Origin of the sequence: Pseudomonas guariconensis, assembly GCF_024127895.1 — a bacterium.
GTDB classification, from domain to species: domain Bacteria; phylum Pseudomonadota; class Gammaproteobacteria; order Pseudomonadales; family Pseudomonadaceae; genus Aquipseudomonas; species Aquipseudomonas guariconensis_B.
Genome location: NZ_JAMYBK010000001.1, coordinates 304,855 through 329,011, shown reverse-complemented (window position 1 = coordinate 329,011; position 24,157 = coordinate 304,855). Strand labels below are relative to the sequence as shown.

Genomic DNA, 24,157 nt, shown 5'->3' with positions numbered 1-24,157 from the left:
ATCCAGGATATTTCCTCAGAATTTCCCGACACTAATTCCGCATCTGCCTGACACGCAGGTGGGCACGGGCTCGCATCCAGACGACCAGTCGCATTCTTAGAATCCTCGCAAACGAGTACTGAACCGTACGCACTTTGCAGATTTCTTCCATGCCGACCGCCTCGCTCCGCTTCCACACCGCCAGGTGGCTGCTGGCTGGCCTGTTGTCCGGTCTCCTGGCCATGCCCCAGGCCCTGGCCGACGACCCGGCCAGCCAGCAACTGCGCGAACAACAGCGCACGCTCCAGCAACTGGAGCACCAGCAGCGGCTGCAGCGCTGGCAGCAACGCGAGCGCCCCAGTGCCACGCCGACGCCTTCCTCCTCCCCCCATGAGCCGGACACCCACTGCTGGCCTACCCCAGGCGTACGCCTGGCTGGCAACCAGTCGCTCTCCACCCCAGCGCTGGAGCGAACCCTGCGGCCACTGCTGCGTCCCTGCATGGGCGTGGCTGACATCAACCGGCTGCTGAAGGCCATCACCGAGCGTTACGTGCAGGCCGGCTATCCGACCAGCCGTCCCTACCTGGCCCGGCAACCCGAACCGGGCGAGCCGCTGGAGATCGTCATCGTCGAAGGCTTCGTCGAGTCGATCGAACTGGCTGGCGCCGACCTGCCGCTGTCCCTGCAGGGCGCCTTCCCCGACCTGCTCGGCCATCCCTTGTACCTGCCGGACCTGGAACAAGGGCTCGACCAGCTCAATCGGCTGCGCGCCTATGACGTCGTCGCCGACCTGTCGCCAGGCGAGCTGCAAGGGGGCACCCAGGTGCTGCTCGGAGCGCGCCAGGTCAGCTCGCGCTGGCACCTGGACGGGCGCCTCGACAACCGCGGCAGCGAGCTGACCGGCCGTCATCGCCTGAACCTGAGCCTCGGCCTGGACAGCCCGCTGAACCTCAACGACGACCTGCGCCTGTCGCTGGTCTCGACGCTCTTCGGTGCCCCCGGCGAAAGCCGAGGCGCCAGTCTCTACTACAGCCTTCCCTACGGCCCCTGGACCTTCGCCCTGAACGCCAGCGAGATCGCCTATCGCTCGCCCATCCCCCACGGGCGCCAGGTCAGCAGCGGCAACAGCCGCTTCCTGGGCATGAGCGCCGAGCGCGTGCTCTGGCGCAACCCGCAGGGCATGCTAAGCGCCAGCGCCCGCCTGGACCACAAGCGCCTGGTCAACCGCATAACAGGCGTGGTCGCGGGCGTGCAGAGCCCTACCCTCACCACCCTGGAGACAGGCATCAACCTACTCTGGCTCGATGGCGGCCTGTGGAACGCCTACCTGGGCATCGCCCAGGGGCTGGACGGGTTCGGCGCCGACCGCAAAGCCCAAGGGACGCTCGCCCCAGCGCCGCAATTTCGCAAGTACCGCGCCAGCCTGCTGCACCTGCGCCAAGGTCCGGCACAACGGCCCTGGCGCTGGCAAAGCGAACTCAACCTGCAATACAGCCGCGATGTCCTGTTCGCTGTCGAACAGCAGTTGCTCAGCGACGACTCTGCCGTGCGCGGCTTTCGCCAATACACCGTCGCCGGTGCCAGCACTGGCGTCTGGCGCAACACCCTCAGCCAGCCCCTGCCCCTGTCGCTGCCCTACGGCCTGGAGGTCCGCCCGGTCGTCGGCCTGGACCTGGGCTGGGCCCGCCTCTTCCATGGCCAGCCCTCCCAACGCCTGGCAGGTGCCGCCGTGGGCGTGGAGCTCAGCATGCCGGGCTCGCGGCTGCGCCTGGACTACCAGCATGCGCTCTACGCCAGCGACCTCCCCCGCCGATGCCTGGAGCCAGGATTCTGGGTACTGGACTGGACCCTGAACATCTGATTCACCCACAACAAAGAGAACGAAGACGTGAAGAAAGATCCCAAGCAACCGGCACCACGGCCCAATACCTTGCGCTGGGCCATCTCCCTTGCGCTGCTCACCTCCTCCACGGCCCTGGCCCAGGGAGGCCTGCAACCCGCCCCCGGCCCAGGCGGCACGCCCATCATCAACAATGGCCACGGCGTACCGGTGATCGACATCGTCGCCCCCAACACCCACGGCCTGTCGCACAACCAGTTCCTCGACTACAACGTCGGCAAGCCCGGCGTGGTCTTGAACAACGCCCTGCAAGCGGGCCAGTCGCAACTGGCCGGGGCCCTGGCCGCCAACCCGCAGTTCCAGGGCCAGGCCGCCTCGACCATCCTCAACGAGGTGATCAGCCGCAATGCCTCGCTGATCGAAGGCCCACAGGAAATCTTCGGCCGCCCGGCCGACTACATCCTGGCCAACCCCAACGGCATCACCCTCAACGGCGGTAGCTTCATCAACACCACCCGCGCCGGCTTCCTGGTCGGCACGCCAGTCGTCCAGGAGCAGCAGCTCAAGTACCTCGACACCCTGCAGGCAAGCGGCTCGCTGCAGGTGCTCGGTGGCGGCCAGAGCAACGCCGAAGGCGCCCTGGGGCTGATCGCGCCGCGCATCGACAGCCAGGGCCTGCTCAGCGCCAAGACGGACCTCGACCTGACCGTTGGCCGCAACCGCATCGACGCCGCCAGCGGGCACGTTTTGCGGCACCTGCCCGGCACCCCGTCGAGCATCGATGCCAAGCTGTTCGGCGCGATGCGTGCCGGGCGTATCCGGGTGCTGAGCACCGCCGAAGGCGCCGGCGTGCGCATGGGGCCGATAGAGGTGGCGGCACGTGACGGTATCAGCATCCGCTCGGCCGGTGATCTGCAGATCGACGCCAGCGCCACCCAGGGCGCACGCTTGCACAGCGAGCACGGCGCATTGTCCCTCAGCGCAGCGGATGACCTGCGCCTGCTGGCCGTCGACGGCAAGGCGCAACGGATCGAGGTGAAGGCCGGCAAAAAGCTGACGCTCGATGCCAGTACCCGGGAGAACATCGAACGCGACAATGAAAAATGGAACAAGAAAGCCTGGTTCATCACCACCGAGACCTACGACCGCGAACTCACCGTCACCACACGCACGCGGCACGGCACACACCTGCAGGCCGGCGACGACCTCACACTGCAATCCGGCAGCGACATGCGCCTGGTGGCGGCCACCGTGCAAGCCGGTGGCGACCTTGACGTGGCCAGTGGCGGCAAGCTCGACATCGAGGCCGGTATCGACAGCCGGCGGGAGCAGGAACAGGTACGCCATCGCAAGCACCTGTGGCGCGGCGACCGCGATACCGACGACTACAAGGAGACCGCCAAGGCCAGCGCCCTGGGTGGCGAGCGCGTGACGGTGAAGGCCGGCGATACGCTCAGGGTACGGGGCAGCCGCCTGGAAAGCCGGGGCGAGATGGAACTCTCGGCGCGGCAGGTGGAGGTGACGACTGCCGCCCTGCAGGAAAACGGCAAGCAACGCGATTACCGTGGCGACCTGGTGTCCGGCACCTTCTTCGGCGACCGCAACGGCAACGACCGCCAGGGCCAGGCCGTCGCCGGCAGCGTCGTTGCAGCGGTGGGCGACCTGCATGTCAGCGCCGAGCAGGTCGTCATCAAGGGCAGCAGCGTGACCAGCCAGGGCGATGCCGTGCTCTACAGCGAGAAGGGCCTGCTGGCGATCGAGGCCGACCAGGGCAGTTCCACCTCCAAGGAGCAGCAGAGCGACAGCAAGCTGTTCGGGCTGATTGGCAGCAAGCGCGATCGCAGCGTGCGCGAGGAACAGGTGCTGATCAGCGACGTGACCGCCAAGAGCAACCTGCGCCTGGCCAGCGCCGCGCAAATGAAGCTTCGCGGCGCCAAGCTCGAAGCTGGCGGGCATCTGCAGCTCGAGGCCAAGGGCGACCTGTCGATCGACAGCACACAGTCGCGCCTGGATGCCGACACTGTCAGCCAGCAACGAGGCTTCACCGCCAACGCCCGGCAGACCCAGGAAGCCCAGGACGGCAAGCCCGATTCGCGACAATTCGAAGCCACTGCCGGCTACCAGGTCGCCACGACCACCACCCGCGAAAGCGAAACCACCCAGGTCGCCAGTGAACTCAAGGGCGCCAGCGTGGTGTTGAACAGCGGCGAGCACCTGCAGGTCAACGGCTCCAAGGTCACGGCCAGCACAGGCGACCTGAGCCTGCAGGGCAAGCAGGTCACCCTCGGGGCCACTCGCAACGAGCGCAACACCCAGACCGACACCCGCACCAGCGGCGCAGGCCTGACTGTCACCGGTGGCATCGACAGGCTCGGTAGCGCCTTCACCGGCGAGCATGTGCAAGACACCCAGCGAGAACGTGACAGCCAGGTGCAACGCAGCGAGCTGCAGGCCAGCGGCGATGTGAAGATCAACGCCACGAACCTTGTCACCGAAGCCGCGAAAGTCGATGCAGGCAAGCAGCTGCTGGTGGAAGCCGAGCACATCGACAACCGCGCCGTGCAGGACATCCACGAGCGCGAACACAATACCGAGCAATGGCGTGGCAGCCTCGGCGCCGACGTGGAATACCGCGACCTGACCCGCCCGATCGAACGCCTGGTACAAGGCCAGGAAGCCGCCCGCTTCCAGCAGGCGTCCCCCGAAGACGCCATGGCACCGCCCAGCGTGGGCGCGCAGATGACCGTCGACCACCTCAAGCGCCTGGAGAACCAGCGCCGGGGTCACGCCCAGGTCAGCGAACTGTCGGGCGCCACGGTCGCCGTCAAGGCCAACACCCTCGATGACCAGGGCACGGCCTGGCGCGCCAAGGGCGGCCAGCTCAAGATCGACGCCGACCGCCATCACGCCAGGGCGGCCGAGAATGTCGAGCAAAGCAGCGTGCAGCGCCTGGCCTACGGTGGCGAACTGCGCGTCGACACCAGCACCGGCCAGGACATCAACGTGCGCGCAGCCGGCAAGGGCGGCTCGCTGGACAAGCAGGCCAGCGCCAGCACCGCGCGTCCCGTCAGCCTCCAGGGGCATACCGGCGTCCAGATACAGCTCGGCAGCGATGGCCGCTACGAAGGCACCACCATCGATGGCGGCAACGGCGATGTATCGATCAATAGCGCCGGACGGCTGAGCCTGACCCAGGCCAACGATCGCAGCAGCGAACAATCGCGGCAACTCGATGGCAATGCCTGGGCCAAGGGCGGCAACCGGCCCACCAGCACCGGCCTGGACGCCCGTGGCTACCTCGACCACGCGCAGCGCCAGAGCCAGGACAGCAAGACCAGGGTCGCGCAGATCGACGCCAAGGGCGATGTCGTCCTGAGCAGTGGCGGCGACATGCTGCTCGAAGGCACGCGCATCGGCAGCCGCGAACGCAAGGTCGACGACATCCGTCTCGACAGTGGGGGCGTGCTGCAGGTCAAGGCCGCCAGCGACGCCCACCAGGCCAGTGGCAGCAAGCTGGGCGGCGGCCTGGAACTGTCCGCCAAGACCGGCAGCAGCAAGGGTGGCGGTATTGGCGGCCACTTCGAGCATGGCAAGCTGGACGAACGTGGCCGCCAGGCCGTCGATGCCCATTTCAATAGCGCAGGCGCCCTGCAAATGAACAGCCGCGCGCGGGAGGACATTGCCCTGCACCTGCAAGGCCTGCAGGCCTCCGCCGCGCAGATCGCCCTGAATGCGGCCAACGGCAGCATACGGATCGAGGCCTCCGGCAACCAGGAGTACCGCAACAACCTGGCGATCACCGCCGGGGCCGGGTTCAACACCTCCAAGGGCGAGACGCCGGACAAGGACGTGCGCGGGCTGCATGGCCGCGTACAGGTTGACCTGGACAAACGCGACAACCAGACCTGGAACGGCAACACGTGGCGGGCAGAGCGGATCAGCCTGCACAGCCGGGGCGACACGCGCATCGAAGGCGCCAGCCTGGAGGCCGGGCAGATCCAGGGCAATATCGGCGGCGATTTGCGGGTGGCCAGCCGCAAGGACCGCGTCGATAACCTGAGCCTCAAGGTCGATGCGCGCCTGAGCAAGGAGAAAACCCCCCAGGGCTACGTCAATGCGGCCAGCGCCGTGGCAGGGCCGGCGGGGGGCAAGGTCAGCGAGAAAGTCGGCCCGACGCTGAGCAAGGCCGAGCCTGGCCTGTCGCCGACCTTCAAGCTCGACCTGTCGCATGAGCAGCGTGACACCGTGGCCCACCAGGCGTCCCTCAGGGGCAGCGAGGGCATCGACCTCAAGGTGGGCGGCGACGCACACCTGGTCGGCGCCCGGTTGCAATCGGCCGGTGGCACTGTCGACCTGGCAGCGGCCTCCGTCAGCCGAGAGACCCTGACCGGTCGCGATTATCGACGGGATGTGTCGGTCGATGCGTCCAACTCACCGGTCGACCTGGGCACCGCCGTGGCCGAAGTGGTCAAGGACAAGGGGGCGGCCGACGGCGAGAATGCCCTGGACCTGGGGCTGTTGCGTACCAGCGGGCATGACCGCCGTGAGCAGTGGTCCTCGAGCGTTCAGGGCAAGATCGAGCGCTGAGCCGATCTCCACGATTTGGGGGCGATGGGCTGCAAGGCAGCCCCACGCCACTCGATGGACCGACATCGAGGACCGCCCCGCGCCGAAGCCTCCGTTAACATTTCTGCCAAAAAATCATCATATTGACGCACTAAAGTCGCGTCTTTCTTACTCACAACAAAAGGACACCCGATGAGTCGAGAAACCGGCGACAACCTTGACCGGAACCTGAGCGACAACCCGCCGATGGCCAGCGTCATGGACGCCTACCTGAGCCGTCGCAGCGTGATGCGCGGCAGCCTTGGCGCGGCGATCGCCATGATCGCGGGAACCGGCCTGGCCGGCTGCCTAGATGGCATTGCCGCCGCTCGCCAAGATGCGCCCCGCCCGGCCAAGCCGCAGCCCTCGAAACTGAAGCTGGGCTTCGAGTCCATCGCCGGCTCGCGCACCGATGCCTGCGTCGTCGCTGCCGGCTACAGCGCCTATGTGCTGGCCCCCTGGGGCACGCCGCTGAACAGCAAAGCCAGCCCATGGAAGGCCGACGGCAGCAACACCGCCCTCGACCAGGCCAACGCCATGGGCATGCACCACGACGGCATGCACTTCTTCCCCATCGCTGGCAGCGCCGACGACGGCCTGCTGGCGATCAACTTCGAGTACATCGATCCCGCCGCCCTGCACCCGAACGGCCCGACCACCGACGCCAACGGCAAGCGCCCAGCCGAAGAAGTGCGCAAGGAAATCAATGCCCACGGCGTCGGCGTGGTGCGCCTGAGCAAGGTCGACGGCCGCTGGCAGGTGGTCGAGAACGACCCGCTCAACCGCCGCTTCACCACCGCCTCGCGGATGAACATCTCAGGCCCGCTGCGCGGCACCGACCACGTCAAGACCCGCTTCTCGCCCGACGGCAGCCAATGCCGCGGGACCAACAACAATTGCGGCAACGGCCATACCCCGTGGGGTACCTACCTGACCTGCGAGGAGAACTGGCCGGGCATCTTCGTCAACAAGGGCGCCCTCCCCGCCGACCAGTCGCGGATCGGCGTGGCGACCTCCAGCGGCCTGTACCAATGGGAAAGCGCTGCTGGCGACAGCAGCGAGGTCGACGGCGAATTCGCCCGCTTCGACGTCACCCCGACCGGCGCCAGCGCCACCGACGACTATCGCAACGAAGCCAGCACCTACGGCTACATCGTCGAGATCGACCCGTACGACAGCACCACCCTGGCGGTGAAACGTACCGCCCTGGGGCGCTTTCGCCACGAGGGCTGCTGCCCGGGCCTGGCGGTGGCCGGCAAGCCGCTGGTCTGGTACAGCGGCGACGACTCCAACAACGAGTACCTGTACAAGTTCGTCTCCGACGCCCTGTGGGACCCGGCCGACGCCAACCCGGCCGACCGCCTGGCCACCGGCGACAAGTACCTGGACCAAGGCACGCTCTACGTGGCCCGCTTCGATGCCGACGGCCGTGGCAGTTGGCTGCCCCTCGACGTCGAGACCGCCACCACCGACGGCAGCACCCTTGGCGCCCGGTTCGGCGACCTGCCGAGTATCCTCCTCAACACCCGGGGTGCGGCGGATGCCGTGGGCGCAACGCCCATGGACCGGCCGGAATGGACGGCGGTCAACCCGCTCAACGGTGACGTCTACCTGACCCTGACCAACAACAGCGCGCGCACCCCGGCAACGGTAAACGCCGCCAACCCACGCGGCCCGAGCCGTCACGGCCATATCATCCGCTGGCGCGACAGCGACGATCAGCGGGGTTTCACCTGGGATATCTTCGTGTTCGGCGCCAACGCCTCCGGTGCCGCCGAGATCAACCGCTCGGGCCTGACCGAACTGAACCAGTTCGCCAGCCCCGACGGCATGTGTTTCGATAGCCGCGGCGTGTTGTGGTTCGAGACCGACAACAGCGAGCCGAGCGTGGCTGACTACACCAACGACCAGTTGCTGGCAGTGATTCCGTCCGACCTGATGGATGCCGATGGCAGGCAGATCCCGGTCAACGCCCGCAACCAGGTCGACCTGCGCCGCTTCTTCGTCGGCCCGAACGGCTGCGAGGTGACTGGCATCGCCTTCACGCCGGACAACAAGACGTTGTTCATCAACATCCAGCACCCGGGCAACTGGCCGTACAGCGACATTGCCACCGATGCCACCCCGGCGGGCACGACGGTGCGTCCACGGGCTTCGACCGTGGTGATCCAGCGTGACGATGGTGGGGAGATCGGGACGGCCTGATGGGCTGTCCTTTCAGGTTTCTGGGGCCGCTTCGCGCCCCCATGCCACCTAGCTAACAAACATTCGCGGGCTTGCCCCGCGAATGGCTCCAGCGCGGTCTAGAACTCGGCGAGCCGCCAGAGCTCATAGGCCGGCGTCTCGTACGGATGGCTCGCCTTGAGCGCAGCGACGACCTGGGCAACCAGGTCGTCAGCCACCACCAGCTCCACCTTCCACTCGTCCACCTGCTCGACCTGCCCTGCCTGCCCCAGGTACGGCTGGCTGCCGTCCAGAGGCCGGAACTGGCCCTGGCCCAGGGTCTGCCAGGCACAGTGGTCGTAGTCGCCGATGCGCCCGCCACCGGCGGCGAACACAGCGGCCTTGACCACGTCCACATGGCTCGGCGGCACGAAGAAGGCGAGCTTGTACACCGTCAGTTCACCCAGACCCGCGCATTGCGGAACATGCGCATCCAGGCGCCATCTTCCTGCCACTCGTCCGGACGCCAGGAGTTCTGCACGGCGCGGAACACCCGCTCAGGGTGCGGCATCATGATGGTCACGCGACCGTCACGGCTGGTGAGGCCGGTGATACCACGCGGCGAGCCGTTGGGGTTGGCCGGGTAGGCTTCGGTGACCTTGCCGTGGTTGTCGACGTAGCGCAGGGCCACGCAACCGGACAGGTCGGCTTCCAGCAGCGCTTCCTCGCTGGCGAACTCGGCATGGCCCTCGCCGTGGGCGATGGCGATCGGCATGCGCGAACCGGCCATGCCCTGCAGGAAGATCGAATTGGACTTCTGCACCTCGACCATGGCCACGCGCGCCTCGAACTGTTCCGAGCGGTTGCGCACGAAGTGCGGCCAGTACTCGGTGCCCGGAATCAGCTCGTGCAGGTTGGACATCATCTGGCAACCGTTGCACACGCCCAGGGCGAAGCTGTCGTTGCGCTCGAAGAACGCCTGGAAGGCATCGCGGGCACGGCGGTTGAACAGCGCCGACTTGGCCCAGCCTTCGCCGGCCCCCAGCACGTCGCCGTAGGAGAAACCACCGCAGGCCACCAGGCCCTTGAAGTCGGCGAAGTCGACCCGGCCGGCGAGGATATCGCTCATGTGCACGTCGATGGCGGCGAAGCCGGCGCGGTCGAAGGCTGCGGCCATCTCGACCTGGCCGTTGACGCCCTGCTCGCGCAGGATCGCCACTTGCGGGCGCACGCCCTTCTTGATGTACGGCGCGGCGATATCGTCGTTGACGTCGAAGCCCAGCTTGACCGACAGGCCGGGATTCTCTTCTTCCAGCAGCACGTCGAATTCCTGGTCGGCGCACTCGGCGTTGTCGCGCAGGCGCTGGATCTGGTAACTGGTCTCGGCCCACTGGCGCTGCAGCAGACGGCGCTGGTCGTCGAACAGCACCTCGCCGCCCAGGCTGATGGACACCTCGCCGTTGTTGACCGGCTTGCCGATGACCGCGACGCAGTCTTCCAGGCCGGCGGCGCTGAACTGGGCCAGCACCTCGGGGGTGGCATCCTGGCGCACCTGGATGACCGCCCCGAGTTCCTCGTTGAAGAGGATCGCCGGGACTTCGCCACGCTCGTCGGTCAGCGGGTCCAGGTGCAGGTCGAGGCCGCAGTGGCCGGCGAAGGCCATTTCCAGCACGCTGACCAGCAGGCCGCCGTCGGAGCGGTCATGGTAGGCCAGCAGGTGGCCGTCAGCGTTCAGGCCCTGGATCACCGCGAAGAAGGCCTTGAGGTCTTCGGCGTCGTCGACGTCCGGGGCCTGCTGGCCGAGCTTGCCGTGCACCTGGGCGAGGATCGAGCCGCCCATGCGGTTCTTGCCACGGCCCAGGTCGATCAGGATCAGGTCGGTCTCGCCCTTGTCCATGCGCAGTTGCGGGGTCAGGGTGTCGCGGATGTCGACCACCGGGGCGAAGCCGCTGACGATCAGCGACATCGGCGCGGTGACGCTCTTCTCGACACCGTCCTCGCTCCAGCGGGTCTTCATCGACATGGAGTCCTTGCCGACCGGGATGGTCAGGCCCAGGGCCGGGCACAGCTCCATGCCCACGGCCTTGACGGTGTCGTACAGGCGGGCATCCTCGCCGGGGTGGCCGGCGGCGGACATCCAGTTGGCCGACAGCTTGATGTCGGAGAGTTGTTCGATGCGGGCACCGGCCAGGTTGGTCAGCACCTCGCCGATGGCCATGCGACCCGACGCCGGGGCATCGAGCAGGGCCAGCGGGGTGCGCTCGCCCATGGCCATGGCTTCGCCGGTATAGACGTCGAAGCTGGTGGCGGTGACGGCGCAGTCGGCCACCGGTACCTGCCAGGGGCCGACCATCTGGTCGCGGGCCACCAGGCCGGTGATGGTACGGTCGCCGATGGTGATCAGGAAGCTCTTGCTGGCCACCGCCGGATGATGCAGGACGCGCTCGACGGCGTTGTCCAGGTCCAGCGCGCTCGGGTCGAAGTCATCGCCCAGCTCCGCCTCGCGGGTGACCGAACGGTGCATGCGCGGCGGCTTGCCCAGCAGCACGTCCAGCGGCATGTCCACCGGGGTGTTGCCGAAGTGGCTGTCGGTGACGGTCAGGTGCAGTTCCTCGGTGGCCTCGCCGACCACGGCGAACGGGCAGCGCTCGCGCTCGCAGATGGCCTTGAAGCGCTCGAAGTCGGCGGCGCTGACCGCCAGCACGTAGCGCTCCTGGGACTCGTTGCTCCAGATCTCGTGCGGCGCCATGCCCGGCTCGTCGTTGGGCACGTTGCGCAGCTCGAAGCGGCCACCGCGGCCACCGTCGTTGACCAGCTCGGGGAAGGCGTTGGAAATACCGCCCGCGCCGACGTCGTGGATGAAGGCGATCGGGTTCTGCTCGCCCAGTTGCCAGCAACGGTCGATGACCTCCTGGCAGCGGCGTTCCATTTCCGGGTTCTCGCGCTGCACCGAGGCGAAGTCCAGGTCGGCGGAGCTGGCACCGGTATCGACCGAGGACGCCGCGCCGCCGCCCAGGCCGATCAGCATGGCCGGGCCGCCGAGCACGATCAGCTTGGCACCGACAGTGATCTCGCCCTTCTGCACGTGCTCCTCGCGGATGTTGCCCATGCCACCGGCGAGCATGATCGGCTTGTGGTAGCCACGGACCTCTTCACCACGCGGGGTGTCGATGGCCTGCTCGAAGGTACGGAAGTAGCCGGTCAGCGCCGGACGGCCGAATTCGTTGTTGAACGCGGCACCGCCCAGGGGGCCTTCGACCATGATGTCGAGGGCGTCGACGATGCGGCCCGGCTTGCCGTAATCCTGCTCCCAGGGCTGCTCGAAGCCGGGGATGCGCAGGTTGGACACGGTGAAGCCGGTCAGCCCGGCCTTGGGCTTGGCGCCACGGCCGGTGGCGCCTTCGTCGCGGATCTCGCCGCCGGAGCCGGTGGAGGCGCCGGAGAACGGGGCGATGGCGGTCGGGTGGTTGTGGGTCTCGACCTTCATCAGGATGTGCACCGGCTCCTGCACCGCGCCGTACTGGCGGGTCTCAGGGTTCGGGAAGAAGCGCCCGGCGACGTGGCCGACGATCACCGAGGCGTTGTCCTTGTACGCCGACAGCACGCCTTCGCTGTGCATCTGGTAGGTGTTCTTGATCATGCCGAACAGGCTCTTTTCCTGAGCCTCGCCGTCGATGTCCCAACTGGCGTTGAAGATCTTGTGGCGGCAGTGTTCGGAGTTGGCCTGGGCGAACATCATCAGCTCGATGTCGTTCGGGTTGCGCGCCAGGCCCTGGAAGGCGTTGACCAGGTAGTCGATCTCGTCTTCGGCCAGGGCCAGGCCCAGGTCGATGTTGGCCTGGGCCAGCGCGGCACGGCCGCCACCGAGGATGTCCACGGAGGTCATCGGCCGAGGCTGGGCGTGGCTGAACAGGTCGGCGGCTTCTTCGAGCTTGCCCAGCACGCGCTGGGTCATGCGGTCGTGCAGCTCGGCGGCGATGAGCCCGGCGTCGGCCTCGGACAGCTCGCCGGCGACGTAGTAGGCGATGCCGCGCTCCAGGCGCTGGATGGCCTGCAGGCCGCAGTTGTGGGCGATGTCGCTGGCCTTGCTGGCCCAGGGCGAGATGGTGCCCAGGCGCGGCACCACCAGGAACAGGCGGCCACTGGGCTCCTGCACCGGTACGCTCGGACCGTACTTGAGCAGACGGCCCAGCACCTGCTGCTGGTCGGCGGTCAGCTCGCCGCTGACGTCGGCGAAGTGGGCGAATTCGGCATACAGGCCGGTAACAGCGGGGACTTTCTGGCTCAGTTGCTCGAGTAGCTTACCGTGGCGAAAGGCAGAAAGGGCAGGAGCGCCGCGCAGGATCAACATCGTCGGGACAGCCTCAGGAAGGGGTGTGCTTAGAGGCCGTGCATTCTAGCCTAAATCCGCGGCTTTCGGCACCCGCCAGAGGGCAATGCTGCCGGGCGGCGGAACCGGACTTCAGGGTCAGGAAAGCGGCACGAAAAGCAGCTTCAAGCGGCAAGCTACAAGCCGCAAGAAAAAGCGGGGCAGTGCACGGCTAATGCTGTTCACTTAAGCCTGATGTGACATCGATTGGGGCTGCCTTGCAGCCCTTCGCGGGCAAGCCCGCTCCCACAGGATCGTGCATTTGCAGCGTACTTGTGGGAGCGGGCTTGCCCGCGAAGGGCCGCAAGGCGGCCCCAATTGATTAAAGTGAACAGCATTAGGCAGTGCACGGCCTGCTTTCCCCTGCAGCTCGCCGCTGGGAGATAAGTAGCTTGAAGCTTGCCGCTAGCAAACCTATGGCCCGTTGTCGAGATATGGCGCGACCGGTCCTTTGCGTATACTGCAAGCTATGTTCGCCCACACTGCTTTGCGCCAGCGCTGCGCCAGATGGCTCTTCGCAACCGGACTCTTCCTGATGCTCGGTGCCTGTGTTGAAAAACCCAGCACCCTCGAGCGCGTCAAGGAGGACGGTGTGCTGCGCGTGATCACCCGCAACAGCCCGGCTACCTACTTCCAGGACCGCAATGGCGAGACCGGCTTCGAGTACGAGCTGGTCAAGCGGTTCGCCGACGATCTCGGCGTGGAACTGGAGATCGAGACCGCCGACAACCTCGACGAGCTGTTCGACCAACTGGGCAAGCCCTCCGGTCCGGTGCTGGCCGCCGCCGGCTTGGTCAGCAGCGAGCGGCGCAGCGCCCAGGCGAAATTCTCCCACCCTTACCTCGAGGTGACCCCACAGGTCATCTACCGCAACGGCCGCTCCCGGCCCACCAGCGTGAAAGGCCTGATCGGCAAGAAGATCCTGGTGCTCAAGGGCAGCAGCCATGCCGAGCAACTGGCCGAACTGAAAAAGCAGAATCCCACGTTGGAATACGAAGAGTCCGACGCAGTGGAAGTGGTCGACCTGCTGCGCATGGTCGACGAGGGCCAGATCGACCTGACCCTGGTGGACTCCAACGAACTGGCCATGAACCAGGTGTACTTTCCCAACGTGCGCGTGGCCTTCGACCTGGGCGACACCCGCGATCAGCGCTGGGCAGTGGCCGCCGGCGAAGACAACAGCCTGCTCAACGAGATCAACGCCTTTCTCGACAAGGCCAAGAAGAACGGCACGCTGCAACGCCTGAAGGAGCGCTACTACGGTCATGTCGATGTACTCGGCTACGTCGGCGCCTACACGTTCGCCCAGCACCTGCAGCAGCGCCTGCCCAAGTACGAGAAGTACTTCAAGGCCAGTGCCAAGGTCGAGCAGGTCGACTGGCGCCTGCTGGCGGCGATCGGCTACCAGGAGTCCCTGTGGCAGCCGGAGGTCACCTCCAAGACCGGTGTGCGCGGCCTGATGATGCTCACCCAGCGCACCGCCCAGGCCATGGGCGTGTCCAACCGCCTGGACCCGAAGCAGAGCATCCAGGGCGGCGCCAAGTACTTCATGGTCGTCAAGGCCCAGCTCGACGACAGCATCAAGGAGCCGGACCGCACCTGGTTCGCCCTGGCCGCCTACAACGTCGGCAGCGGCCACCTGGAAGACGCGCGCACGCTGGCCAGGCGCGAGGGGCTGAACCCGAACAAGTGGCTGGACGTGAAGAAGATGCTGCCACGCCTGTCGCAGAAGCAGTGGTACAGCAAGACCCGCTACGGCTATGCCCGCGGTGGGGAGCCGGTGCACTTCGTGGCCAACATCCGCCGTTACTACGACATCCTCACCTGGGTGACCCAGCCGCAGCTCGAAGGCCAGGTGGCCGAGGGCAGCCTGCATGTGCCGGGGGTCAACAAGGACAAGCCGGCGGAACAGTCGCCGCCGATGTAGTGCCGGGCGACCGGTGGTGGAGGCCCAGACCGGCTCAGGCCTTCGTCCTGCGTGCCTTGAAGAACTCGCTCAGTATCTGCCCGCACTCCTCGGCCAGCACCCCGCCTTCATAGATCACCCGATGGTTGAGAAACCCCTGGGTGAAGAACTGCCCCTGGCTCTGCACGACCCCCGCCTTCGGCTCCAGTGCCCCATACACCACCCGCGCCACCCGTGAGTGCACGATCAGGCCGGCGCACATGCTACACGGCTCCAGGGTCACGTACAGGGTGCTGCCGGGCAGGCGGTAGTTGCTCGCCGCCCTGGCCGCCGAGCGAATGGCGACCATCTCGGCATGGGCGCTGGGGTCGCTGTCGGCGATCGGCCGATTGAAGCCCTGCCCGATGACTTGCCCGTGCTGCACCAGCACCGCGCCCACCGGCACTTCGCCCATGGCCGCCCCTTCGGCGGCCAAGGCCAGGGCCAGACGCATGAATTCCTGGTCGCGGCTGCGATCGATGATCTGCGGGCGCATCAGACCACCGCGATCGCGGCCATCAGGCCGGTTTCCATGTGGTCGATGACGTGGCAGTGGAACATCCAGGTCCCTGGGTTATCCGCCACCAGTGCCACCTGGGCACGCTCGTTCTTGCCCAGCAGGTAGGTGTCGGTGAACCAGGGCTCGACGATCTTGTGGCGATTGGAGGCGATCACCTTGAAACTCATGCCGTGCAGATGGATAGGGTGCTGGTACTGGGTCATGTTCTTCAGTTCGAAGATATAGCTCTTGCCCTTCTGCAGGGTAGCGATCGGTCGATCGGCACAGGTCTTGTCGGTGATGTCCCAAGCCTGGCCGTTGATCTGCCACAAGCTTGGAGGCTTGCCGTCCTCGGTGCCGACCGACACCTTGCCGGCCCACTCGAAGTTGAAGTTGAGCTTCTCGGCGTTCGCCAGGTCCGGCTCAGCGACCGGATTGGGCGGCAGGGGCTTGGGCCAGTCGCCGGGAGCTTCGTCGCTGACCACCGAGCGCAGGGTGCCCAGGCGCACGAAACCATCGCGCAGGGAGATCTGCTCGCCGGCCTGGGGAATGCGGATGGCCAGGCAGATGCGCATGCCCGGGCCGAGCCAGTAGTCCTTGCCCAGGGGCCGTGGCGTGACGGGGTTGCCATCCAGGGCATAGATCATCGCCTCGCAGTTGCCCTTGAGGTTGATGCGGTAGGTCCAGGTGTTGTCCAGGTTGAGCAGGCGCACCCGCACCACCTGGCCGGCCGGCAGCTCGGTGACCGCCCCGGCCTGGCCGTTGATGGTGATCAGGCGCCCGGCGGTGCCGTTGCGCGCCGCCTCGCGGGCAACGCTGAACGGCATCCAGGCGCCCTGCTCGTCCACGTGCCAGGTCTTCAGGCTCAGGGTGCGTTCATGACGAAACCCCGTGGGCTCGCGCTCCTCGACGATCAGCGGGCCGACCAGGCCGCGGCCCAGTTCCTCGGAGCTGCTGACGTGGGGGTGGTACCAATAGCTGCCAGCGTCCGGGACGCGGAACTTGTAGTCGAAGAACTCGCCCGGCTTGACCGGCAATTGCGACACGTAGGGCACGCCGTCCATTTCCAGCGGCAGGCGGATGCCATGCCAGTGAATGGTCGTCTCGACCGGCAGGTGATTGATGAAGCGTACCCGCAGCCAAGTGCCCTGGCGTACCCGCAGCTCGGTGCCCGGGGCCGATGGGCCGAAGGCCCAGGCCTCGGTCTTGAAGCCGGGCACCAACTCGACGTCCAGGGGTGCGGCGATCAATTCGTAGTCGTGCCCGGCGTTCTCGTCCTCCACCTTGCCCAGCCAGTAGCGGGCGGCGCCCCCGGCGCCCAGGCCAACCACCACCAGGCCGGTCAGGCCCTTGAGCATTTGTCGACGGGTGAAGGACATCGGTGCAGGTACCTCGTTTTTCGCGATCAATCTGCCAGCAGAGCTGGCAAGGAAGGGCGAATACGATACACCTGCAGTTGAGAAAGATTAAGTGAAGACTTGTACCTCGGGCCGGACGCGATGTCGCATCCAGCATTAAGTACCACCCCCACCACGACCGTTCCAACCATCTTGTGCGCCCCTTGAACCACCGCGAGTACGCTCATGATCTTTACCGAACGGCAGAAGCAGGATCACCAAACCCTGAACCTGATGGCGACCCAGGTAAGCACCTCTTGCCCCGACCTGCGCCAGATGGCCCGGGATATCGCCAAAGCGCTCCTGACCCAACATGGTTTCACGGCACTGGATCCCGACCGGGTGTACTTCCATCGCTTCCATACCGCCTCCAGCAGCCCCCGCACATTCAATGGCTGGCAGCATCATGAAAAGCCCTACCAATCGCTGACCCTGCCACAGCTGGTGATGCATCGCTTCGACGCGGCCGAGCAGGACAATGCCGACCTGCTCGGCAACTACACAGGTTTCTACACCTCAGGCCCAGGGGCCCAAGCCTACGATGAACGCAACGAAGTCCCCCTGGCCCCCAAGGCCGTACTCGAGGCGTTCTGGAAGATCGATTTCAGCAGTGCCTTCCATCAACGCCTCGATGCCTTCTGGGCACAGCATGCCGATGACTACCGAACCCTGGCCAAATCCATGTTCCTGAGCAAGGTCCTGGAAGCCTGCGCACATGACGCCCACAGTAGCCTGGCCAAGAGAGCACGCCAGATCACCGAGGCCTTGACGGGCGTGCGGACCTGGCCTGCCTCCCTACAGGAGTTGCGCCAGCAGGTCGTGCCCTCGACAGAGGTACGCTTGTGCACCTTCGACATAGGCGGACACGTCGCCAGCGATATCCTCAGGGTGGTGATGAGTGATGGCTGCCAGTTGCTCTACCTGCCAGGTGAAGACGAGGCGCTGCAACTGTTCGCCAGTGACCGGGAGCTTCATGCGTGGGTCCTGGCCAATACCCGGGAAACGCAAGGCAAGGTCCGCTTCATGGGCCACTTCCCGCTGGCGAGCCAAAAGGAGAATGACCCCAACATGGGGCTCGGTCACCTGCTGGATGTCATGAGGTGCCAGTGGGACGCCGCACATCCCGATGGCCTGAACACGCAGGACACGACGCTGCACGTGGATGCTTTCAGCCACCTGCGCGATGCCGCTCGCCAGCGCATGCTCGAAGATGCTCACTTCGCCTTGCGCTCCAACGCAGACCTGCGCAAACAGCTGTGGATCGGTTACCTAGGGGCCTTCTCCAAGGTCTTCGGCCCCATGGCCGCCCTGGACTGGCCAGTGGCGCTGGCCGCCGTCGGCGCAGGCCTGGCCGAGACAGGCCTGGATATCGACCAGGCGATCAACGGCCACACCACCGCCGAGCGTCAGGCGGGCGTCACGGGGGCCATACTCGCCGGCATCAATACCTTGTTCAACGCCACTTTCCTGGTTGCCGCCGGTGTGAACGCCACGGGCGAGCTGGCCCCCATCGAGGAAGCCGGCGAACAGGTCACCCTCCCCGAGGAAAACCAGCCCCCGGGCGAAGAACTCGATCCCGCCACCCCGGACGAGATCCAGGCCTGGGTTCCGGAAGATTTCAGGCCGAGCGATCTCGCACAGCGGATGCAGACGCTAGAAAGCAACGATATCCTGCGCAATGCCCCGGCAAACGCACCGTTCAAGGGCATCCTGGTACAGGACGGCAAGCAGTACGCGATGGTTGGCGACCTCGTCTACCAGGTACGTTTCGTCGGAGAACTGGATACCTGGGTCATCATCGATCCAGAAAACCCCTACGCGTTCTCAGGCAGCATCCCCATTGCCCCGGATACCGAAGGCCGCTGGCAACCTATCGACAGCATAGGGCTCAAGGGCGGCGGAATACCGAGGTTCCTGCTCAAGGCATGGGGCCGGTTACGGCCAAGGCCTGCCCTGCCACCCCTGGCCCCCACCCCCTACGACGTAGCGGAAATCGAGCGTCCGGCCTTGGCGCCTGCGACCAGAGGCGGCCTGAGGCTCGCCCTGGAAGACCCCGACAGCGGCCATCCCTATTCGGTCTATAGGCAACTGCGCGACCGCTTGGCCGCTGACGCACAGGGCTTCTTTTCTTCGTTTCACGCCCCTGCCCGCCCAACGATTCCCGAGCTACCCAGTACAGCCACAAACAAGGAGATCATCCGCACGCTTTACCAGGAAAGCGACGGTCTGGTGATCGGCGAGTCACATACCCAACGCGGCGCCAAGCAGCTCTTGATCAAGAACATGCGGCAACTCAAGAAACAGGGGGTGGATGTACTCTACATGGAGCACTTCACGACCGATTTCCACCAGGTCGATCTCGACCTGTTCAACCGAACCGGGATGTTGTCGGCCGAACTCAAGGCCTATGTGGAGGATTTCGACGCCCAAGCCACCCTCGCCGAATCGACGCCCCACACCATGAAGAACGTGCTGTACGAGGCCCACCGGCAGAACGTACGCGTACAAGCCATCGACTGCCTTGCCTCGTACGTCCAAGCCTGGGACGTGCAGCCCTCTTCGACCATTCGCCAGGAAATGATGAACTACTTCGCCCATGTGGTCATCGAGGCCGACCAGACGCGACGCGGGGCCGGAAAATGGATCGCCCTCGCGGGCAACTCCCATGCCAATACCTTCATGGGCACTCCCGGCCTGAGCGAGCTGGAGGGGGTTATCAGCTTGCGGGTCGAAGACGTCGAGATCGACCAGGCAGGCGGCATTGGCAACGATCCCGGCTTCTGGGAGGAGGTGGAGGGGGAGCCGTTATTCGTCAAGAACGACCTGCTCCTGCAAGTTCCTCTCCTTCGCCCCTGGATGTAGGTACGACGGCCCTGCCCCTGAGCGCCATGGCGACAACTCGCGTCAGAGTGCCGCCATGGCACTCCAGCGAATCGTACGCCCTGAAACCCAAAAGCCCGCAATCATGCGGGCTTCTTGGATGTTTCTCACCAGTGGGGACCGGTCAACGCCGATTCCACTTCATTATCAATAGAATAAAAAAACCATATAAGCGGCTATTGCCCATCGTGACTACAACGAATCAAGACAGTGAATCTGAAAGGACTTCCTAGCACTACGCCTGATTTTGAGAAGCTATGAAAGAGGAGTAGAGAATATCGGCGAAATCATGCTCGTTGATATCGCCAGTAACCAAATCCCTAACGGCATCCGCTAGCAGATCATTGTCTAAGGTTATTTCATAATCATTGAGCGAAAGGTACTCCAAGCCGACTGCAAGCCCGGTGCGCTTGTTAGCATCAGGGAGTGCGTGGCCTCGCGCGATACTGGCTGTGTATTTAGCGGCAATTTCAAACACATCGTCGAGGCCATCATAGGCGACCGCATTGTCGATTCGGGCCAGCGCGCCCTGCAAGATCGGAATGCTCACCGCCCCCTTCATGCCGGGCTCGGTAGTCAAGATTTGAGTATTTATCTCAATGACACGTTCAAATGGAAAGAAGATCAATTCCATTACATGTCAGCCAGCTTCTGAAAGGTTTTCCTGTGAGTTCTGAGAGCGAGCTTGGTTTCTGAATAAACGATCTGCTTCCCCAAGTCGCCGCCCAAATCCAGCTTCTTGGTGGCTTTAATTTTAGGCCTTTCTACTATGGATACGCCATAGGTGTTCAGCTTGTGGTTCATGGCTTGGGTACCCCAAACGGCTTGATCAATTTCTACTCGCAAGGTAGCACACGAGGAGGCAAGACGCACCGAGCCGTCGACTTAAGGTACAGAGGAGGTTGTCCGGCATTTTTTTGGCCTGTCGGCGACCGCTCCTGACCGATCGAGGCAAAAAGGGGACTGATTTATTTTCCACTTGTTCATCAGCCTGCTGGGCGTCGTGCTGGTGCACACGACGCGTTGGCGTGAGGAACGCGCCGCCATGGGCCTATGGCCTGCCGCTGCCGGGCATGCCGGCGGTGGCGACGCTGTGGCAGAAGCATGTGCATTCCGAGGCAGCGCTAAGGATGCTGCCCACCCTGTGGTTGCAGTGCGTGGTAGCGACAGGTGCATTCGCCTGACTGGCGAGCTTGGAGGGCAGCTTGATGCAGTGGCAAGCACCGGATTCACGCTGAGCGTGCTGTGGACGGCTGCGCTGTCCATCCTTGGCGGCTCTATGGGCTTGGGCCATGTTTGATGAGCCGCTGTCGTGATGGATGTTGGTGGGCACTGGGGTGTCGGGGTTGAGGGTCTGCTTGGTGGCGCGGCGGAGCGGGTGCGGAGTTGAAGCCACGGGTGTGATACCCCACCTCAAAAACGCCGAAAGCCCGCAGTTACGCGGGCTTCCGGGGTGTTTTTTTACCGTTTGATCCGGTCTATGCCGGACGCGGGATCACTCCCACTCTATTATCAAAAAGCAAAAATAACCCAACCATTTCAAGCACTTAGGTGCCTTCTAACTCTAAATACCATCAGAAATACCATTGAATTATTGATTATTTTCTAATCCTAGAGAAGGGGGCAATTCAGCTCCATCTCTTCGGAACGCCAACGCTAACTGACGCAATAGAACTTCCAGCTCAGCTTCACAGCCATCCCGCTGAACCTCATGGAGCAATGCTGCTGCATAGAGGGGGTCGGTACGGAAGATTTCAGCCAATACCTCGTCATGTCGTCGGTCTCTCATCTCGCTAAGCCTGTAATGAATCGGGGAGCAGCGCTCCTTCCTGTCCCTGCGTGCTACCTACTCTAGCTCTCTCGCCAGATTCCTGCCTCGCTAGTAAGCTGCGGGCTAGAGGCTAAAAGCCATCCGAAGATAACCGGCATAGGATGAATGATTAGGGATGACCATCGTACAGTCACCGTTGAGTCCAGACCAGTTGGCCGCACACTCCCTGCTTTCTGAGCTCAGGACACGCATTGCAGTTCAGCCACTCCCGTACCAGTATGGAATTGAATCACGAGCTTTGGAGAGTCTCTGGGAAATCTTTGGACTAGCACGAGGGGTTATGAAAGCCTATCCCGGCTGTAAAGATTTCTCGCGAATCACCACCAACATGCTGAACACGGAACTTCGTCCCGTAACGGCAAAATGGCATAGGGCGCATCAGGCTGGGATATTGGACTCAAAAGACGGAGCTAATGAGTTCCGTATAGATCTTAGTGCACTAAGAATTAAGCTGATTAAGTTCTGTGAACAGCTTCAGCTGATGGCTTACGGTGACATTTACCCTGACGAAAACGCCCCAGAAGTAATAGATGATATTGAACTGCAGGACTGCTTCACTCCGATAGAGTTCGGCATACCGAGCAACGCAGCAGGAAAAATCCCTAACTTTCAGGCTATAAACGCCTCTGAAGCTTCTGCAATTAAAGCAAGAAGAAAAAACTACGGAATAGGTACTACTGAGAACACCGACGCTGTAGGATTAGCTCTTTCTGGAGGTGGCATACGATCTGCAACATTTTGCCTTGGAGTCGTACAAGTCCTTTCAGAGAAAAAACTGATGAAAGACTTCGACTACCTATCAACCGTTTCGGGAGGTGGATATACAGGCAGCTTTATTACTTCAACTATAAGCGATAAAAATGATTATGAGTCAATAGGGAAGCCATATGGCCCAGATACAGATCCTATCCGCCATATAAGACAAAATGCCAAATATCTCAGCGCATCAAACCTAAAACAGCGATGGATGATGGTTACAGGAGCCATGGCCGGACTAATCCTGAACCTAAGTGCCCCAGTGGCTACAATTGCGCTGATAGCGCTCATTAGCAACTACGTATCTACGATATCGTCATCAAACACCTGGCTAGCTATCGCAGGGATCTCCATTGGGTCAAGCATTGTTGGCATAATAGCCTATGGTATTGGCCTACGCTTCGGGTGGGGAGCCAAAGCTGGAAGCGCCATAGTGGCCATAGGTGCAAGCTCCATGTTAGTGGCTTTAGCAGCTTTCGTCATTGGCAAAGGATATGATTCGCTGGGAGTATTAACCTCGAAAAACTGGCAAATCTCAAGTTACTTAGCAGCGTTAATATTTTCAGCCCCACTGATTGCCAAATTCATTCCAATCTTCAATAACTTACATGCGAAAAACATCCTTCAAAAATACGCTTTAATCCTGGCTGCCGTCACGACTCCGCTAGTATCAATTGGATTGTTTTATACATTCAAAACAATAGGTAACACCGACACACCCTTCTTATTCGAGTGGCTCAGCGGCCAGAATTTACTTCTAGCTATTATCACTATTTGCTGCTGTATTTCTCTTTTCCTGAACGTGAATCTGACGGGCTTACACAAACTTTATCGAGACCAGCTGTCTAAAACCTTTGTGGAAACTGACTCAAGCTCTGAGAATCTACCATTAGACAATATTAATAACGATCACAAATCACCATATCATTTAATCAACGCGACAGTTAATTTACCTTCGAGCAAAAATCGAACGCTCAGGGATCGCCGCGGTGATTTCTTTATCTTTTCGAAATATTGGTGTGGTTCAGCAGCGACAGGGTATTCACCTACACCGGAATGGAAAAGTAACGGTGAATTGGTGGATTTAGCAACCGCTATGGCCATCTCTGGTGCCGCCGTATCGCCGCAGATGGGGCCTAACTCTGTCTCTAGCCTCGCTGCACTTATGACGCTTTTGAATTTACGGCTCGGCTACTGGATAAGCAATCCAAAAGTTGCAAGTAAGGATTCACCCGGCTTTTTATGCCTACTTAGGGAAATGACCGGAATCGGCATGAATGAAAAAAATCCTTGGCTAAATTTATCGGATGGCGGCCATATAGAGAACATGGGGCTTTACGAGCTGCTGCGCCGTCGCTGCAAATTCATAGTTTGTGTCGATGGGGAAGCCGACCCGCGCTCGACTTTCGAAGGGCAGCTCACACTAGTTAGACATGCACAGATTGATTTTGGTGTACGACTTGAGCCGAGACTGGACGACATACGACTTGACCCAAAATCAACACTAAGTAGAACTCACTCCCACCTCCTTAGAGTTCACTATCCCGAAGCTGGACCAGGAAAACCAGCGGCGACTGGGCTAATGCTATATCTCAAATTATCCTTAACCGGTGACGAAACAGAACTGCTCAAGAGATACCGCTCCATAAGCCCCGAATTTCCGCACGAATCCACTCTTGATCAGTTTTATACAGAGGAGCAGTTTGAAGCTTATAGACAACTTGGGGTACACGTCGCTGAAGGCGTATTCTCTAAAGCTTTATTAGACAAAAATATAGCTCCTAGCAATGTTAGCGAATGGTTCAGCCAATTAGCCAAAAACATGCTTGAGCCCATTAACAAGCTCTAATAATGCAATGCCCGAGTGAGAGCTCGGGCAAGTCAAACCCAAA

General features: G+C 62.9%; 12 protein-coding genes. 6 read left to right on the top strand and 6 right to left on the bottom strand.

Going from position 1 to position 24,157, the window contains the following annotated elements; all coding sequences use genetic code 11:
* The first annotated feature begins 149 nt into the window (after nucleotides 1-149).
* The 3 genes from NJF35_RS01500 to NJF35_RS01490 all read left to right on the top strand — a co-directional run bounded on the left by NJF35_RS01500 (nucleotide 150) and on the right by NJF35_RS01490 (nucleotide 8,630).
* Nucleotides 150-1,841, top strand: a complete 1,692-nt coding sequence (locus NJF35_RS01500; RefSeq protein WP_253090615.1) for a ShlB/FhaC/HecB family hemolysin secretion/activation protein — start codon at nucleotides 150-152, stop codon at nucleotides 1,839-1,841.
* Nucleotides 1,842-1,868: 27 nt separating this feature from the next.
* The gene (locus tag NJF35_RS01495; RefSeq protein ID WP_253090614.1) at nucleotides 1,869-6,407 is read left to right on the top strand and encodes a hemagglutinin repeat-containing protein; all 4,539 of its coding nucleotides are present in this window, start codon (nucleotides 1,869-1,871) and stop codon (nucleotides 6,405-6,407) included.
* Nucleotides 6,408-6,578: 171 nt separating this feature from the next.
* Nucleotides 6,579-8,630: a PhoX family protein gene (locus NJF35_RS01490; protein WP_253090613.1), complete on the top strand. Its 2,052-nt coding sequence runs from the start codon at nucleotides 6,579-6,581 to the stop codon at nucleotides 8,628-8,630.
* 98 nt (nucleotides 8,631-8,728) lie between these two features.
* On the opposite strand, the gene NJF35_RS01485 is transcribed toward NJF35_RS01490, so the two are convergent.
* Together NJF35_RS01485 and purL are read right to left on the bottom strand one after the other, a co-directional pair.
* Complete coding sequence (locus NJF35_RS01485; RefSeq protein WP_253090612.1) at nucleotides 8,729-9,040, bottom strand: YqfO family protein; 312 nt, start codon at nucleotides 9,038-9,040, stop codon at nucleotides 8,729-8,731.
* A 2-nt stretch (nucleotides 9,041-9,042) separates the two neighbouring features.
* Complete coding sequence (gene purL / locus NJF35_RS01480) at nucleotides 9,043-12,939, bottom strand: phosphoribosylformylglycinamidine synthase (RefSeq protein WP_225787258.1); 3,897 nt, start codon at nucleotides 12,937-12,939, stop codon at nucleotides 9,043-9,045.
* A gap of 487 nt (nucleotides 12,940-13,426) precedes the next feature.
* Between purL and mltF the strand changes: the two genes are divergently transcribed.
* Nucleotides 13,427-14,884: a membrane-bound lytic murein transglycosylase MltF gene (mltF, locus tag NJF35_RS01475; protein ID WP_225787257.1), complete on the top strand. Its 1,458-nt coding sequence runs from the start codon at nucleotides 13,427-13,429 to the stop codon at nucleotides 14,882-14,884.
* A gap of 34 nt (nucleotides 14,885-14,918) precedes the next feature.
* Here mltF and tadA read toward each other — a convergent pair whose 3' ends face one another.
* Nucleotides 14,919-15,398 carry a tRNA adenosine(34) deaminase TadA gene (tadA, locus tag NJF35_RS01470; RefSeq protein WP_225787256.1) on the bottom strand — a complete coding sequence of 160 codons (480 nt, stop codon included), beginning with the start codon at nucleotides 15,396-15,398 and terminating at the stop codon, nucleotides 14,919-14,921.
* Nucleotides 15,398-16,780: a multicopper oxidase family protein gene (locus tag NJF35_RS01465; protein ID WP_225787255.1), complete on the bottom strand. Its 1,383-nt coding sequence runs from the start codon at nucleotides 16,778-16,780 to the stop codon at nucleotides 15,398-15,400. The genes tadA and NJF35_RS01465 overlap by 1 nt, the downstream gene beginning before the upstream one ends.
* A 204-nt stretch (nucleotides 16,781-16,984) precedes the next feature.
* Between NJF35_RS01465 and NJF35_RS01460 the strand changes: the two genes are divergently transcribed.
* Nucleotides 16,985-19,660, top strand: a complete 2,676-nt coding sequence (locus NJF35_RS01460) for a membrane-targeted effector domain-containing toxin (protein ID WP_225787254.1) — start codon at nucleotides 16,985-16,987, stop codon at nucleotides 19,658-19,660.
* Nucleotides 19,661-19,913: 253 nt separating this feature from the next.
* Here NJF35_RS01460 and NJF35_RS01455 read toward each other — a convergent pair whose 3' ends face one another.
* A complete protein-coding gene (locus NJF35_RS01455; protein ID WP_225787253.1) occupies nucleotides 19,914-20,312 on the bottom strand; it encodes a type II toxin-antitoxin system death-on-curing family toxin in 399 nt (132 codons plus the stop codon).
* Nucleotides 20,312-20,482: an acetyltransferase gene (locus NJF35_RS01450; protein WP_225787252.1), complete on the bottom strand. Its 171-nt coding sequence runs from the start codon at nucleotides 20,480-20,482 to the stop codon at nucleotides 20,312-20,314. The genes NJF35_RS01455 and NJF35_RS01450 overlap by 1 nt, the downstream gene beginning before the upstream one ends.
* Nucleotides 20,483-21,789: 1,307 nt before the next feature.
* On the opposite strand from NJF35_RS01450, the gene NJF35_RS01440 reads away from it, so the two are divergent.
* The gene (locus tag NJF35_RS01440) at nucleotides 21,790-24,114 is read left to right on the top strand and encodes a patatin-like phospholipase family protein (RefSeq protein WP_253090610.1); all 2,325 of its coding nucleotides are present in this window, start codon (nucleotides 21,790-21,792) and stop codon (nucleotides 24,112-24,114) included.
* Nucleotides 24,115-24,157: the final 43 nt, after the last annotated feature.

Coding starts and splice junctions, on each gene's coding strand:
- NJF35_RS01500 (WP_253090615.1), top strand. CDS start 150: ATGCCGACCGCCTCGCTCCGCTTCCACACCGCCAGGTGGCTGCTGGCT.
- NJF35_RS01440 (WP_253090610.1), top strand. CDS start 21,790: ATGAAAGCCTATCCCGGCTGTAAAGATTTCTCGCGAATCACCACCAAC.
- NJF35_RS01460 (WP_225787254.1), top strand. CDS start 16,985: ATGATCTTTACCGAACGGCAGAAGCAGGATCACCAAACCCTGAACCTG.
- tadA (WP_225787256.1), bottom strand. CDS start 15,398: ATGCGCCCGCAGATCATCGATCGCAGCCGCGACCAGGAATTCATGCGT.
- NJF35_RS01490 (WP_253090613.1), top strand. CDS start 6,579: ATGAGTCGAGAAACCGGCGACAACCTTGACCGGAACCTGAGCGACAAC.
- mltF (WP_225787257.1), top strand. CDS start 13,427: ATGTTCGCCCACACTGCTTTGCGCCAGCGCTGCGCCAGATGGCTCTTC.
- purL (WP_225787258.1), bottom strand. CDS start 12,939: ATGTTGATCCTGCGCGGCGCTCCTGCCCTTTCTGCCTTTCGCCACGGT.
- NJF35_RS01465 (WP_225787255.1), bottom strand. CDS start 16,780: ATGTCCTTCACCCGTCGACAAATGCTCAAGGGCCTGACCGGCCTGGTG.
- NJF35_RS01450 (WP_225787252.1), bottom strand. CDS start 20,482: ATGAACCACAAGCTGAACACCTATGGCGTATCCATAGTAGAAAGGCCT.
- NJF35_RS01455 (WP_225787253.1), bottom strand. CDS start 20,312: ATGGAATTGATCTTCTTTCCATTTGAACGTGTCATTGAGATAAATACT.